The organism is Herbiconiux sp., assembly GCF_023264895.1.
Lineage (GTDB): Bacteria > Actinomycetota > Actinomycetes > Actinomycetales > Microbacteriaceae > Herbiconiux.
Genome location: NZ_JAHFUY010000038.1, coordinates 1 through 13853, shown reverse-complemented (window position 1 = coordinate 13853; position 13853 = coordinate 1). Strand labels below are relative to the sequence as shown.

Annotated in this window: 13 protein-coding genes; 7 read left to right on the top strand and 6 right to left on the bottom strand. The window is 69.4% G+C overall.

Annotated elements, in window-relative coordinates; genetic code table 11:
* Positions 1 to 17: 17 nt before the first annotated feature.
* The 6 genes from Q0D57_RS08670 (at position 18) to Q0D57_RS08645 (ending at position 8475) form a co-directional block, all read left to right on the top strand.
* Positions 18 to 1283: a DUF6350 family protein gene (locus tag Q0D57_RS08670; protein ID WP_291041494.1), complete on the top strand. Its 1266-nt coding sequence runs from the start codon at positions 18 to 20 to the stop codon at positions 1281 to 1283.
* 2 nt (positions 1284 to 1285) lie between these two features.
* Positions 1286 to 1879 carry a phosphoribosylglycinamide formyltransferase gene (purN, locus tag Q0D57_RS08665; protein ID WP_291041482.1) on the top strand — a complete coding sequence of 198 codons (594 nt, stop codon included), beginning with the start codon at positions 1286 to 1288 and terminating at the stop codon, positions 1877 to 1879.
* Positions 1876 to 3543, top strand: a complete 1668-nt coding sequence (gene purH, locus Q0D57_RS08660; protein WP_291041479.1) for a bifunctional phosphoribosylaminoimidazolecarboxamide formyltransferase/IMP cyclohydrolase — start codon at positions 1876 to 1878, stop codon at positions 3541 to 3543. Before purN ends, purH begins: the two co-directional genes overlap by 4 nt.
* A gap of 52 nt (positions 3544 to 3595) precedes the next feature.
* Positions 3596 to 4801, top strand: coding sequence for a dimethylargininase (ddaH, locus tag Q0D57_RS08655; protein ID WP_291041474.1), 1206 nt, complete (start codon positions 3596 to 3598; stop codon positions 4799 to 4801).
* Positions 4802 to 4864: 63 nt separating this feature from the next.
* Positions 4865 to 6664 carry an ABC transporter ATP-binding protein gene (locus Q0D57_RS08650; RefSeq protein WP_291041471.1) on the top strand — a complete coding sequence of 600 codons (1800 nt, stop codon included), beginning with the start codon at positions 4865 to 4867 and terminating at the stop codon, positions 6662 to 6664.
* Positions 6661 to 8475: an ABC transporter ATP-binding protein gene (locus Q0D57_RS08645; RefSeq protein ID WP_291041467.1), complete on the top strand. Its 1815-nt coding sequence runs from the start codon at positions 6661 to 6663 to the stop codon at positions 8473 to 8475. The genes Q0D57_RS08650 and Q0D57_RS08645 overlap by 4 nt, the downstream gene beginning before the upstream one ends.
* Positions 8476 to 8509: 34 nt before the next feature.
* On the opposite strand, the gene Q0D57_RS08640 is transcribed toward Q0D57_RS08645, so the two are convergent.
* Genes Q0D57_RS08640 through Q0D57_RS08630 form a run of 3 tightly spaced genes read right to left on the bottom strand, consistent with a single transcriptional unit; the run spans position 8510 to position 9739 of the window.
* On the bottom strand, positions 8510 to 8923 hold the full coding sequence (locus Q0D57_RS08640; protein WP_291041464.1) for a hypothetical protein: 414 nt from the start codon (positions 8921 to 8923) through the stop codon (positions 8510 to 8512).
* Positions 8920 to 9261: an MGMT family protein gene (locus tag Q0D57_RS08635; RefSeq protein ID WP_291041461.1), complete on the bottom strand. Its 342-nt coding sequence runs from the start codon at positions 9259 to 9261 to the stop codon at positions 8920 to 8922. Before Q0D57_RS08635 ends, Q0D57_RS08640 begins: the two co-directional genes overlap by 4 nt.
* Before the next feature lie 25 nt (positions 9262 to 9286).
* A complete protein-coding gene (locus Q0D57_RS08630) occupies positions 9287 to 9739 on the bottom strand; it encodes a GNAT family N-acetyltransferase (protein WP_291041455.1) in 453 nt (150 codons plus the stop codon).
* Between the two features lie 116 nt (positions 9740 to 9855).
* Here Q0D57_RS08630 and Q0D57_RS08625 point away from each other — a divergent pair, with 116 nt between their 5' ends.
* The gene (locus Q0D57_RS08625) at positions 9856 to 11070 is read left to right on the top strand and encodes an NADP-dependent isocitrate dehydrogenase (RefSeq protein WP_291041451.1); all 1215 of its coding nucleotides are present in this window, start codon (positions 9856 to 9858) and stop codon (positions 11068 to 11070) included.
* 54 nt (positions 11071 to 11124) lie between these two features.
* Here the strand turns inward: Q0D57_RS08625 and Q0D57_RS08620 are convergent, their stop codons facing one another.
* The 3 genes from Q0D57_RS08620 to Q0D57_RS08610 form a co-directional block, all read right to left on the bottom strand.
* Complete coding sequence (locus Q0D57_RS08620) at positions 11125 to 11547, bottom strand: Hsp20/alpha crystallin family protein (protein WP_291041448.1); 423 nt, start codon at positions 11545 to 11547, stop codon at positions 11125 to 11127.
* 140 nt (positions 11548 to 11687) lie between these two features.
* On the bottom strand, positions 11688 to 13157 hold the full coding sequence (locus Q0D57_RS08615) for a sialidase family protein (RefSeq protein ID WP_291041445.1): 1470 nt from the start codon (positions 13155 to 13157) through the stop codon (positions 11688 to 11690).
* 90 nt (positions 13158 to 13247) lie between these two features.
* Positions 13248 to 13835: a YdeI/OmpD-associated family protein gene (locus tag Q0D57_RS08610; protein WP_291041442.1), complete on the bottom strand. Its 588-nt coding sequence runs from the start codon at positions 13833 to 13835 to the stop codon at positions 13248 to 13250.
* Positions 13836 to 13853: the final 18 nt, after the last annotated feature.

Here is a 13853-nt window from a genome sequence, read left to right as displayed (position 1 = left end):
AGGTAGGCTCGCCACGCATGAATCGCCCAGTCACCGCCCTGCTCTCCGCGCTCGACGCCCTCATCGTCGTCGCGATCGGCGTCGGCATCCCGCTCATCCCGCTCACTCTGCTCTGGGCGATCCAGTTCGAACTCGCGGTCGACTGGCTCGACTTCTGGCGTGCCTCCGGCGACCTCTGGCTGCTCGGCAACGGCGTCGACCTCGCGCTCGCGATCGATCCGGCGCTCGCCCTGCAGCTCGGCGTGGCGGGTGCCGAGGTGCCGTTCACGGTGGGCATCGCGCCGCTCGGCCTCGCGCTCGTGACCGTGCTGCTCGGCGTGCGCTCGGGACGCCGGCTGGGCGCCACCGCCTATCCCGTCACCGGCGGCGCGGCGGGCGTGCTCGCCTTCGCCGGCCTCGGCCTGCTCGTCGGCCTCGGCTCCACCGCGGTGGGCGCCGCACCCTCGCTGACGCAGGCCGCTCTGCTGCCCGCACTCGTCTACGCCCTCGGGCTCGTCGTGGGCTACGCCACGAACCCCCGGCGCACCCCCTCCTTCGAATTCGGTCCGGCTTCGGCGCTCCGGATGCGCGGGAGCGCGGCGGTGAAGCGCGTCGACGAGCGGGATCGCGGCCTGCTGGGGCTGGCCCTCCGAGCCGGCACGATCGCCGCCGCTGCGGTCGTGGGCTTCTCCGCCCTCGCCATGGCCCTCATCCTCGTGACGAACTTCTCGCCCATCGTCGCCCTCTACGAAGGGCTGCAGGCCGGCGTGCTCGGCGGAGTGAGCCTCACCCTGGCACAGCTCGCGCTGCTGCCGAACCTCATCGTGTGGACCGCGAGCTGGTTCGTGGGCCCAGGGTTCGCCCTCGGCACGGGCTCGGCGGTCTCGCCGCTCGGCACCCAGCTCGGCCTCGTTCCCGCGCTCCCCGTGCTCGGCGCCCTGCCCGAGGGCACCCCGGCGCTCGGCTTCGTGGGGCTGCTCGTCCCGGTGGCCGCGGGCTTCATCGCCGCCGCCGTGCTGCGACCGGCGCTCACGCAGCGAGTGCAGGGGCGGCCGGGGGCCCTCTGGCGCACCCTCGCCACCGCCGGGCTCGCAGGAGCGGTCGGAGCGGGCATCCTCACCCTCCTCGCCCTGGCCTCCCAGGGGGCGGCCGGGCCCGGGCGCCTCGCCGACGTGGGGCCCGATGCCGGGTGGGTGCTGCTCTGCGCCTTCGGCGAGTTCACCGTGGCGATGCTGCTGGGCTTCGCCACCGGAGCCGTGCGCCGGACCGACGCGAGCCGGAGTGCCGCGGCCGATACACTGTGACGGTGCTCTCGCTCCTCGTGCTGATCTCCGGGGGAGGCTCCAACCTCCGGGCGCTCCTCGAAGCCTCGAGCGATCCCGGCTACCCCGCGCGCGTCATCGCCGTGGGGTCGGACACGGAGGCCGACGGCCTCGCCCACGCCGAGGAGTTCCAGATCCCGAGCTTCACCGTGGTGCCCACCGCCTTCGAGAGCCGGGCCGCCTGGGGAGACGAGCTGCTCGCCCAGATCGATCGCTGGTCGCCCGATCTCGTGGTCTGCGCGGGCTTCATGCGCATCCTGCCGCCGGCCGTCGTGTCGGCCCTGGCTCCCCGCATCATCAACACCCACCCCGCCCTCCTCCCCGCCTTCCCGGGCGCGCACGCCGTGCGCGACGCCCTGGCCGCGGGCGCCAGGACGACGGGGGTCACCGTGCACGTGATCGACGAGGGCGTCGACACCGGGCCCGTCATCGTCCAGCGCGAGATCGCCGTCCTGCCGGGCGACACCGAGCACGAGCTGCACGAGCGCATCAAGGTGGTGGAGCGCGAGCTGCTGGTGCAGGCCGTGCGCGACATCGCCGAAGGACTAGTCGATCTCAAGGAGACAGCAGCACGATGAGTGGCCCCCAGCACGACCCGAGCCTCTACACCCACCGCGACGTCGTCCCCGCCACGCGGGCGCTCATCTCGGTCAGCGACAAGACCGGGCTCGTGGAGCTCGTGCAGGCGCTAGCCGCCGCCGGGGTCGAGATCGTCTCCACCGGATCGACCGCGAAGGCCATCGCCGACGCCGGCGTGGCCGTCACCGAGGTCTCGAGCGTCACGGGCTTCCCCGAGTCGCTCGACGGCCGCGTGAAGACCCTGCACCCGGGAGTGCACGCCGGCATCCTCGCCGACCTCCGGCTCGAGTCGCACAGGCACCAGCTCGAGGAGCTCGGCATCCGGGCCTTCGACCTCGTGGTGGTCAACCTCTACCCGTTCCGCGACACCGTCGCCTCGGGCGCCGCACCCGACACGGTGATCGAGCAGATCGACATCGGAGGCCCCGCCCTCGTGCGCGCCTCGGCCAAGAACTTCGCCAACGTGGCCATCGTGGTCTCGCCCGAGCGCTACTCGGCCGTCACCGAGGCGATCGCCGCCGGGGGCACGTCGCTCGGGCTCCGCCGTGAGCTCGCAGCCCAGGCCTTCGCGCACACCGCCTCGTATGACACCGCCGTGGCCGCCTGGTTCGCCGAGCAGCTCGGCGAGAGCCAGAGCCACGCCCAGACCGAGACGCAGACCGAGACCCAGACCGAGACCGAGACCCCGGATGCGGCCGCCGACGCGCAGTTCCCGGCCGAGCTCGCCGTCTCGGCCACCCGCACCGCCACTCTCCGCTACGGCGAGAACTCGCACCAGCAGGCAGCCCTCTACTCGCTCCCCGAGGGTCACGGCATCGCCCAGGCCGTGCAGCTGCACGGCAAGGAGATGTCGTACAACAACTACGTCGACGCCGATGCCGCCGTGCGCGCCGCCTTCGACTTCGCCGAGCCCGCCGTGGCCATCATCAAGCACGCCAACCCCTGCGGCATCGCGGTGGGCGCGGCCACCGCGCCCGACGGGATCGCCGACGCGCACGCCAAGGCGCACGCGTGCGACCCCGTCTCGGCCTTCGGCGGCGTGATAGCGGCCAACCGCCCGGTCACCCTCGCCATGGCCGAATCGGTCAAGGACGTCTTCACGGAGGTGCTCGTGGCCCCCGCCTTCGACGCCGACGCCTTCGAGGTGCTGAGCACCAAGAAGAACCTGCGGCTGCTCACGCTGCCGGAGGGCTTCGGCCGCGAGGCGGTGGAGCTCCGTCAGCTGAGCGGCGGCTTCCTCGCCCAGACCCCCGACGGCTTCGAGGGGCTCGACCGCTCCACCTGGACGCTCGCCGCCGGCCCCGCGGCCGACGAGGCCACGCTCGACGACCTCGAGTTCGCCTGGAAGGCCTGCCGCTCGGTGAAGTCGAACGCCATCCTGCTCGCCTCGCGCGGCGCATCCGTGGGTGTGGGAATGGGGCAGGTGAACAGGGTGGACTCGTGCCAGCTCGCCGTGAGCCGCGCGGGCGACCGCGCCGCGGGTTCCGTGGCCGCCTCCGACGCCTTCTTCCCCTTCGCCGACGGCCTCGAGGTGCTCCTGGCCGCGGGCGTCAAGGCGGTCGTGCAGCCGGGTGGCTCGGTGCGCGACGCCGAGGTCGTCGAGGCCGCCGAGAAGGCGGGCGTCACCATGTACTTCACGGGCGAGCGGCACTTCTTCCACTGAACCCGCTCCGATCCGAGATCCCGCACAGCAACGTTCGCTTAAGGTCGTGACCATGTCTTCCTTCCGGCTCCGTTCGGTCATCGCCTCGATCGTCGCGGCCCTCGTGGTGGCCCTGGTGGCCCTCGTGGCGGCTGATCTGGCGTACTTCGTCGCGAACGCGCAGAACCCGCAGGTCTTCGCGGTCTACACCGAGTACTTCCTGAACTCGACGCTCGTGCTGTTCCTGTTCACGGCGGTCTTCGGGCTGGTCGGCGCCTTCCGGCACTGGTACACCTCGGCCATCGCCGGTGTCGTCTCCGGAGCCCTCGCCGCCCTCATCGGCACCGGTCTGTCGGCGCTCGCCGCCGGCGTCGCCTTCGCCGACCTGCTCGCGCCGCTCGCCGGCACGCTCGTGGGCAACAACCTGATCTTCGTGCTCGGGGCGGTCGTGGCCTCGGTGGCCATCGCTCCCCGGATCCACGCGCGCGTGGGCATCAGCGAGCAGGAGGAGGTGCTGCGCAAGAAGTACGTGCTCGTGCGCCGCCCCGCGAAGAGCCTGCAGGACGGCCTCGTGACGCACATCGAGCGCGAGACCGTCGACGTCGACCTCGCCGAGCGGCAGTGGGAGGCCTACGTGGCCGCGCTGACGGGCGCAGGCTGGGACCCGGTGGAGGTGGCGCCGGCCGACGACCTGCCCGATTCGGTGTTCGTGGAGGACGCCGTGGTGATGTTCGGTGCCCTCGCCGTGCTCACGAGCCCGGGCGCCGACGAGCGGCTGGACGAGATCGACGGCGTGGAGGAGAGCCTCACGGCCCTCGGCCTCGAGGTGCTGCGGATCGAGCGGCCCGGCACCCTCGACGGCGGCGACGTGCTGAAGATCGGCTCGACCATCTTCGTGGGGCGCGGCGGGCGCACGAACTCGGACGGCATCCGTCAGCTCCGCAAGATCCTCGCACCGCGCGGCTACTCGGTGGTGGCTGTGCCCGTCACGAAGGCCCTGCACCTGAAGAGCACGGTCACCGCGCTGCCGGACGGCACCGTCATCGGCTACCGCCCCCTCGTCGACGACCCGTTCGTCTACGACCGCTTCCTCGAGGTGCCCGAACCCAGCGGTGCCCACGTGGTCATCCTCGCCGACGACACCGTGCTCATCGCCTCGTCCGCGCCCGAATCCGCCCGGCTGATCGAGGGGCTCGGCTACCGGGTGATCTCGGTCGACATCTCGGAGTTCGAGAAGCTCGAGGGCTGCGTGACCTGCCTCTCCGTGCGCATCCGCTGACCCGCGCTTGCGGGTGAGGTGCCCGGAACGTATTCTGTAAGGCTGCTTACGAGGAAACGGACCATGCCAGAGCCCACGAACCCCCAGTCGGCCGTGGGAACGGTCGCCGTGCTGTCGCGCCTGCGACCCTACGTGCGCGAGGCCCTGCCCCGCATCTACGCCGCGATGGTGGTCTCCCTGGTCGCGAGCGCGGTGGCCCTCGCCATCCCGCAGGTGCTGCAGTTCATGGTCGACGGCCCGCTCGCCGACGGCGACGCCGGGCAGCTCTGGGTGGCCGCGGGCATCGTGCTCGCCCTCGGCGTGCTCGAGGCCGTGCTGATCGGCGCCCGCCGGGCCCTGGTGCTGACCCCCGGCACCCACGTCGAGGCGCGCCTGCGCAACAGCCTCTACCGTCGGCTGCAGAACCTGCCGGTGGCCTTCCATGACCGCTGGCCGAGCGGCCAGCTGCTCTCGCGCGCCGTGAGCGACCTCAACCTCATCCGCCGCTGGCTCTCGTTCGGCCTCGTGCTGCTCGTCGTGAACGTCCTCACCATCGTCGGCGGCGCCGTCATCCTGATCGCGCTCAACTGGGTGCTCGGGCTCATCTTCGTGGCGGCGGCGGTGCCCGTCATCCTCTACAGCTTCAGCTTCGAGCGCAAGTACTCCGACGTCGCGCGGCGGAGCCAGGACCAGACCGGCGACCTCGCCACGAGCGTGGAGGAGTCGGTCCACGGCATCCGCGTGCTCAAGGCCTTCGGTCGCGGTCGCTACGCCCTCAAGCGATTCGAGTCGCAGGCCGAAGAGCTCCGCGGCACCGAGATCGAGAAGGCCAAGGCGATCGCGGGCATCTGGCTCTACCTCACGCTGATCCCGGATCTCGCCTTCGGCGTGTGCCTCGTGGTGGGCGTCTGGCTCGCCTCCACCGGGCAGTCGTCGGTGGGCGAGCTCGTGGCGTTCTTCGCCACCGGCACCGTGCTGCTGTTCCCGATCTGGTCGCTCGGCTACTTCCTGGCCATGACCCTCGACGCGAAGACCGCCACGCTGCGCTTCTTCGAGGTGATGGACTCCGAGAACACGATCGTCGATCCGGAGAAGCCGGCCGAGGCTGCCCGCGGCCGCGGTGAGCTCGTGTTCGACGACGTGCACTTCCGCTACCAGGATGCGCCCGCGTCGTTCCCCGACCTCGTCGACGGCGTCTCGCTCACCGTGCGGCCCGGGGAGACCATGGCGCTCGTGGGGCTCACCGGATCCGGCAAGTCCACGCTCACGGCGCTCACCACCCGCCTCTACGACGTCACGGGAGGTGCGGTGAGGGTCGATGGCGTCGACGTGCGCGACCTCGCGCTCGACGACCTGCGCTCCCGCATCGCCATGGCCTTCGAGGAGGCGACGCTGTTCAGCCGCACCGTGCGCGAGAACGTGCTGCTCGGCCGGCCGGATGCCACGGAGGAGGAGCTCCGCGAGGCGCTCGACATCGCCCAGGCATCGTTCGTCGACGACCTGCCTGCGGGGCTCGACACGAAAGTGGGGGAGGAGGGGCTCAGCCTCTCCGGAGGCCAGCGGCAGCGGCTCGCGCTGGCGCGGGCGATCGCGGCTCGGCCCGAGATCCTCGTGCTCGACGACCCGCTGTCGGCCCTCGACGTCGACACCGAGGCTCTCGTGGAGGCAGCCCTCCGTCGCGTGCTCGCCACCACCACGGCGCTCATCGTGGCGCACCGGCCCTCGACCGTGGCGCTAGCCGACCGGGTGGCGCTGCTGGAGAACGGCCGCATCTCCGCGGTCGGCACCCACTCCGAGCTGCTCGCCACGAGTGCGCACTACCGCTTCGTGATCTCGAGCTTCGACAGCCCGGAGGTCCCCACCACCGAGGAGGTGTCCCGATGAGCGACTCCACCGTCTCTGGTGTCGCGGGCGAGGAGCGCGACGACTTCTCGCGCGACGAGAGCCGGCAGATCCGCCGTCGCTCGCTGCGCCTGCTCGGCTCGCTCGTGCACCCGCTGCGGGCGCGCCTCGCCCTCAGCATCGTGGTCGTGGTCATCAGCACGGTCTCGCAGGTCGCCGGCCCCTCGATCATCGCCTACGGCATCGACTCGGGGCTGCCCGCCCTGCTGGCGAACGACTGGATGCCCGTGGGCCTCGCCGGCCTCGCCTACCTGCTCGCCGGCGTCCTCGGCGCCGGGCTCATCGCCTGGTTCACCGTGCTCTCGGCGCAGATCAGCCAAGCCATCCTGTTCGACCTGCGCCGGCGGGTGTTCCTGCACACCCAGCGGCTGAGCCTGGAGTTCCACGAGAGCTACACCTCCGGCCGCATCATCTCGCGGCAGACGAGCGACCTCGACGCCATCAGCGAACTGCTCGACTCGGGCATCAACCAGCTCGTGCAGGGCGTGCTCTACATGGTGCTCACGGCCGTCGCGCTCTTCCTGCTCGATGTGGAGTCGGGCTTCATCCTGCTCGTCGCCCTCGTGCCGCTCGCCATCCTCACCCGCTGGTTCCAGGTGCGGTCGCAGCGGATGTTCCGGCGCACGCGCGTGGCGTCGGCCCGGCTGATCGTGCGCTTCGTCGAGACCATGACGGGCATCCGCGCCGTGAAGGCGTTCCGCACCCAGAAGGCCGACGCGGCGGAGTTCGCCGGCCTCGTCGAGGACAACCGGGAGGCCAATGCCAAGGTCATCCGGCTCTTCGGGATCTACGACCCCGGCCTCGTGCTCATCGGCAACGTGGCGGTGGCCGTGGTGCTGCTGGCGGGCGGCTTCCGGGTGATCGACGGCGGCATGGAGATCGGCGTGCTGCTGGCCGCGGTGCTCTACACGCGCCGGTTCTTCGATCCGATGGAGGACATGGCGATGTTCTACAACAGCTACCAGAGCGCCACGGCCGCGCTGGAGAAGATCTCCGGAGTGCTCGAGGAGCGCCCGAGCGTGCCCGACCCGGAGCATCCGGTCGATCTCTGGACCTCGAAGGGCGCCGTGGAGTTCGAGGCCGTGGCGTTCGGCTACGTGGCGGGCCGCCCGATCCTGCCGGAGTTCGACCTCGACATCCCCGCGGGTCAGACGATCGCGCTCGTGGGCTCCACGGGAGCGGGCAAGTCGACCCTCGCGAAGCTCATCTCCCGGTTCTACGACCCCACGGCCGGGCGCATCACCCTCGACGGCATCGACCTCCGGGAGCTCCACCCGAAAGACCTGCGGCGCGCGATCGTGATGGTGACCCAGGAGGCCTACCTCTTCTCCGGCACGGTGGCCGACAACATCGCGATCGGCCGCCCGGAGGCCTCGAGGGACGAGATCGTCGAGGCGGCGAAGGCCGTCGGCGCCGACGAGTTCATCCGTGGGCTCCCGAACGGCTACGAGACCGACGTGAACAAGCGCGGCGGGCGGGTGTCGGCCGGCCAGCGGCAGCTGATCTCGTTCGCGCGGGCCTTCCTCGCCGACCCCGCGGTGCTCATCCTCGACGAGGCGACCGCCTCGCTCGACATCCCGAGCGAACGGCTCGTGCAGGAGGCGCTGCAGACCCTCCTCGCCGACCGCACCGCCGTGATCATCGCGCACCGGCTCTCGACCGTGTCGATCGCCGACCGGGTGCTCGTGATGGAGCACGGACGCATCGTGGAGGACGGCACGCCCGACGACCTGATCGCGGGCACCGGGCGCTTCGCCCAGCTGCACGCGTCGTGGCGGGAGTCGCTGGTGTAGTTGCCGGCGACGAGCCGCTGGCCGGTCAGGTGGGTCAGGGCGTCCAGGCGAAGAACTGCGAGCCGTAGAGGAAGGCGATGTGCCAGCCGTCCTGGCAGGTGATCTCCTCGGGCGGCGGCAGGGCCTGCGGCCACCACGTGTCGTCGAGCGGCGCCGTGTTGCCGGCGATCGAGGCGTCGCACGCCGTGCCGATTGCCTCGGGCGCCGGGTCGCCGAACTGCATGATGGCGGCGCCGGTCTCGGCGTTCTCCTTGATGCGGATGCCCACCGCGTCGTCCGGCACCCAGGAGGGGATCTCGATGGTGGCGTCGGCCCCACGGGCGTCGGCGATGGTCGGGTAGAGCTGCGATTCGACCGGAGGGGTGATGGCGCTCGCGAGGGAGCAGCCGGAGAGCGCGGCCAGGAGGCCTGCCGCCGTGATCCCGGCGAGGAGTGCGCGCTTGGTCATCTGCTGTGGTCGGTCCTCTCGTGCAGAGCGGCCGGATGCGACGGCCGCCACCGTGCTACAGCGTAGTCGACGGCATAACCCGGTTCCCGCGAGATCGCCCGGAGCGGTGTCCCCTCGCTCTCGTAGTACGGTCGGGCGGATGCCTCGTGGCCGATGGGAGGCAGGCCGCCGGCGCGAACGACCCGCCACCACGGATGGGCGTGGCCGTAGGAGCGCATGATGCCCCCGACGGCTCGCGCGCCGCGGCTGCCGAGCAGGGCGGCGACGTCGCCGTAGCTGAGCACCTGGCCCGGGGGGATCGAGTCGACCACCTCGAGCACGTCGTCGACGAAGCTCACGCCCGGGAGGCGGTGCCGTCAGGGCTCACAGGGTGAGTGCGGCGATGGTCTCGCCGTAGGGCGTCTCGCCGATGGTCTCGAAGCCGATCCGCTCGAAGAAGGCGGCCGGTCCGTCCTCACCGGGCTCGAACATCACCGTGATGCGCTCGAAGCCGCGCGAGCGCGCCTCGTCGGCCAGCGCGAGCACGGCGAAGCGGCCGACGCCGCGGCCCTGGGCGCTCGCGGCCACGTTGATGCGCCAGATGCAGCCGCGGAACACGTCCTCCGTCGCATCCGGATCGAAGTTGCCCATGATGAACCCGACGACCTCGTCGTCTTCGATCACCACGCGGGGCCACGCCGTGTTGGGGTTCACGTAGGCCTCGGCGATGGAGTGCGACACGGGGGCCACGTACTGCTCCTGGCCGGGCTTCAGCGTGAGGGTGTTCGCCGCGACGATGTTCGATGCCGCGAGTTCTTCCAGCCTCAGTTCGCTCATGCTGACAGGGTATCGGCTGCCCTCCGGCCGCGCCAAGATATCTCGATGTCGAGATATCTGGAGGACAAGGTAAACTGGCTGGCGGCCCACTTTCGAACAGCTGTCAAGGAGCTGAATTGCAGAAGATCAAGGTTGAAGGCACGGTCGTCGAACTCGACGGCGACGAGATGACTCGCATCATCTGGCAGGCCATCAAAGACACGCTGATCCACCCGTACCTCGACGTGAACCTCGAGTACTACGACCTCGGCATCGAGTACCGCGACCAGACCGACGACCAGGTCACGATCGACGCGGCTCACGCCATCCAGAAGCACGGTGTGGGCGTCAAGTGCGCCACCATCACGCCCGACGAGGCCCGGGTGGAGGAGTTCGGCCTGAAGAAGATGTGGAAGTCGCCGAACGGCACCATTCGCAACATCCTCGGCGGCGTGATCTTCCGCGAGCCGATCATCATCTCGAACATCCCGCGCCTCGTGCCCGGCTGGAACAAGCCGATCATCATCGGCCGTCACGCCTTCGGCGACCAGTACCGCGCCACCGACTTCGTGTTCAAGGGCAAGGGCAAGCTCACGGTCGAGTTCACCCCCGAAGACGGCTCCGAGCCGATGAAGTTCGAGGTCTACGACGCTCCCGACGACGGCATCGCCCAGGTGCAGTACAACCAGGACGCGTCGATCCGCGACTTCGCCCGCGCCTCGCTCAACTACGGCCTCACGCGCAACTACCCCGTCTACCTCTCGACGAAGAACACGATCCTGAAGGCCTACGACGGCCGGTTCAAGGACATCTTCCAGGAGATCTTCGAGACCGAGTTCAAGGAGCAGTTCGACGCGGCCGGCCTCACCTACGAGCACCGCCTCATCGACGACATGGTCGCCTCGGCCATGAAGTGGGAGGGCGGCTACGTCTGGGCCTGCAAGAACTACGACGGCGACGTGCAGTCCGACACCGTGGCGCAGGGCTTCGGCTCGCTCGGTCTCATGACCTCGGTGCTCTCCGTCCCGGACGGCTCGGTCGTCGAGGCCGAGGCCGCGCACGGCACGGTCACGCGCCACTACCGCATGCACCAGCAGGGCAAGCCCACCTCCACGAACCCGATCGCCTCGATCTACGCGTGGACCCGCGGCCTCGCGCACCGCGCCAAGCTCGACAACAACCCCGAGCTGGCGACGTTCGCCGACACCCTCGAGGATGTCGTCATCAAGTCCGTCGAGGCCGGCCACATGACCAAGGACCTCGCGGCCCTCGTCGGCCCGGACCAGAAGTGGGAGACCACCGAGGAGTTCCTCGACACCCTCGACAAGGCTCTCGCGGCGCGACTCGCCTAGTACCAACAACACGAAGGGCCGAGACGGATGTCTCGGCCCTTCGTCGTTCGCAGGCTACGCGGTGACCGCCGCGTGCGACTCGGTGCTGGTGATCGCGACCTTGCGCGGCTTGGCCTTCTCGCTCATCGGGATCACCACGCTCAGCACGCCGTTGTCGTAGTTGGCGCTGATCTGGTCGGTGGCGATGCCGTCACCGAGGTTGAACTGGCGCAGGAACGATCCGCTCGGCCTCTCGCGGCCGAGCCACTTCACGCCCTCTTGGCTGGAGGCGGTGCGCTCGGCACGGATGGTGAGCAGCTGGCCGTCCACGTCGATGTCGACGCTGCCCGGGTCGATGCCGGGAAGATCGGCGTTCAGCACGTAGTGGTCGCCGTCGCGGTAGAGATCGATCGGCATGAATCGCGGACCCTGGCGCGAGTCGAGCAGATTCGCTGCGACGCGGTCCAGCTCACGGAATGGGTCGAAAAGTACAGCCATTGGGTTTCACTCCTTCACGTCTCGCCACTCGCGGGAGTGGCTCTTGCGAAACTTGAGTCGGTGTGACTCATGTACCCAAATATTAGCAATCGAGACCCGAGAGTGCCAACGGAAAATCCTGAAAAATTGCTGAAGCCCTGTCAGGCCCGATGCGCTCCTCGTTCGCGAGGTCGCAGCATGAACGCAATCACTCCTGCGCTAATGAGTGCAGCGCCGAGGATCGCAAGCTCCGTGCCGTAACGCGGGGAGCCAGTGGCGGCGAGCGAAGGCGCTGATGCGGCTGCCGCCGCGGCCGCACTGCCCACACCGTGTGCTGACTGTACAAACGCGTTGGTGCCGTCGAACATCGTCCACACTGCAGTCACCACATCCGACGCGCTCAGAGCAAGCCACGGTGTAGCGGCGCCTTGACCGCCTACCGAGAGAGCCGAGGCAAGCGTGAAGGTCGAGCCTCCATCCGTCGAGGTCGTGTACTGGATGATGGGAAAGGTCGTGAGGTCATCCTGAGTCCATGCCGCTGTCACAGCGGACGTGGAGTCAATGACGAGCCGGGCGTCGATGCCATTCTCGCCCGCTGCGCTCAGGTCGAGCGGCACACTCCAGGTGGCTCCACCGTCGGTCGAGTGCACTGCCTGCACAATCGAGTTGCCGCTGGAGTCGTAACGATCCCAGATCGCGTGGAGCGTGCCATCCGGCGCGAAGGCGATGTCGAAGAGTTCGGCGGATCCGCCGGGCGCGGAAATGTCGAGGGCGCCCGTCCAAGTCTGTCCATCGATGGAGGTCGCGGTCTGGGCGATCTGATCGCCAGCGGAGTCTGTGTAGTACCAGATGGCGGCGACGAGCCCTGCCGCGCTGGTGGCCAGGTGAGGCTGTCCGACAGGGAGTCCGAGGGACGTGAGGTCGGCGATCGGTCCCCAGGTCACGCCGAGGTCGCTCGAGCTCGACGACTGTACGACGGTGCCGGCCGCCCAGATTGCGATGACATTACCGTTCGGCAGCACGCCCACGTCCGGAGCCGTGGAGTCGGTTAGTGGATCAGAGACTCTGGCTTCGCTGTTCCACGTAAAGCCGTCTGTCGACGACACTGCCCGCACTTCTGTGTGCGCGTTGGGAAGAGCCTGCCACACCACGTACCGCACGTCGTTCGAGTCGATGGAGAGCCGCGGCGCCGTCGCGTTACCCACTAGGCCCGAGAGCACGAAGCCCGCGCTCCAGGAGAGCCCGTCGGCCGAACTCGAGGCTTCGATAACCGTACTTCCGCCCCATTGGTCGACCCACACGACGGTGCGCACGCCGAGGCTGTCGATGGCGAGTTCGGGAAGACGGACGTTGATGCTCGAGTTCGAGATCGCCTGCGGAGTCGACCAGGTCGCGCCGTCGTCGACTGATGTGGCACCCACGATCGTGGAGACACCTGCACCGGTCTCGACCCATACCGAGGTGATGCTGCCGTCGGGGGCCGTCACGACTCGCGGGCTCTCCGCGTCAGCAGTGGTACTGACAGTGACGGGAGCGGTCCACGACTGCGGCGCGGCCTGGGCGGGAACCGCGAGGGCGAGAGCGAGGCCGAGCCCGAGCGCGGTGACGGCGAGGGTTGATCTGAGAACCATGTGATTCACGGTAGGGCGGCTCGGTACCCTACTTCGCGCCCCACTAGGAGTCGCCCCTCAACGGGTCACCCCAGGCCGGGGTTCAGCTTCCTAGCGTTCTTTTTGCGGGTATATCGTGACGCCGTTCGCTAGGTCGTCCACGTACCCGGCGATCTTTCGCTCCCGGGTCTCCGCGCGTTTGACGTTGCCGATGCGGAAGAGGATCGCGAACCGGTTCTGCGAGCTCAGCTTCTCGAACATGGCGGAAGCCGCGGGGTTCGCGTCGAGGGCGGTGCGCAGGTCATCCGGAACCGGGTGGTCCTTCTGGCGGTACGCGGCATCCCAGCGACCGTCGGCCTTCGCGCGGTCGATCTCCGCCTGGCCGGCGGGACGCATTCTGCCCTGCGCGATAAGAGCCTCGACGTAGTCTCGGTTGACCTGCGACCACGTGCTTCGGGCACGGCGCGGGCTGTACGCCTGCAGGAAGTAGTCGTCGTCGAGACCGTTGCGCTGGCCGTCGATCCAGCCGAAGCACAGCGCGACCTGGAGGGCGTCGGCGACGAGGATTCCCGGCTTGGTGGAGGTGAGTTTGCGCACCCTGAGGCGCACACCGATAGGGCTCGGCGAACCCTCGAGGTACCGCTCCCACTCGTCGATGTGCTCGAACTCGAGAATGGGTTTGTCGGACACCGCGGCCATGCCGTCAGGCTAGCGGGA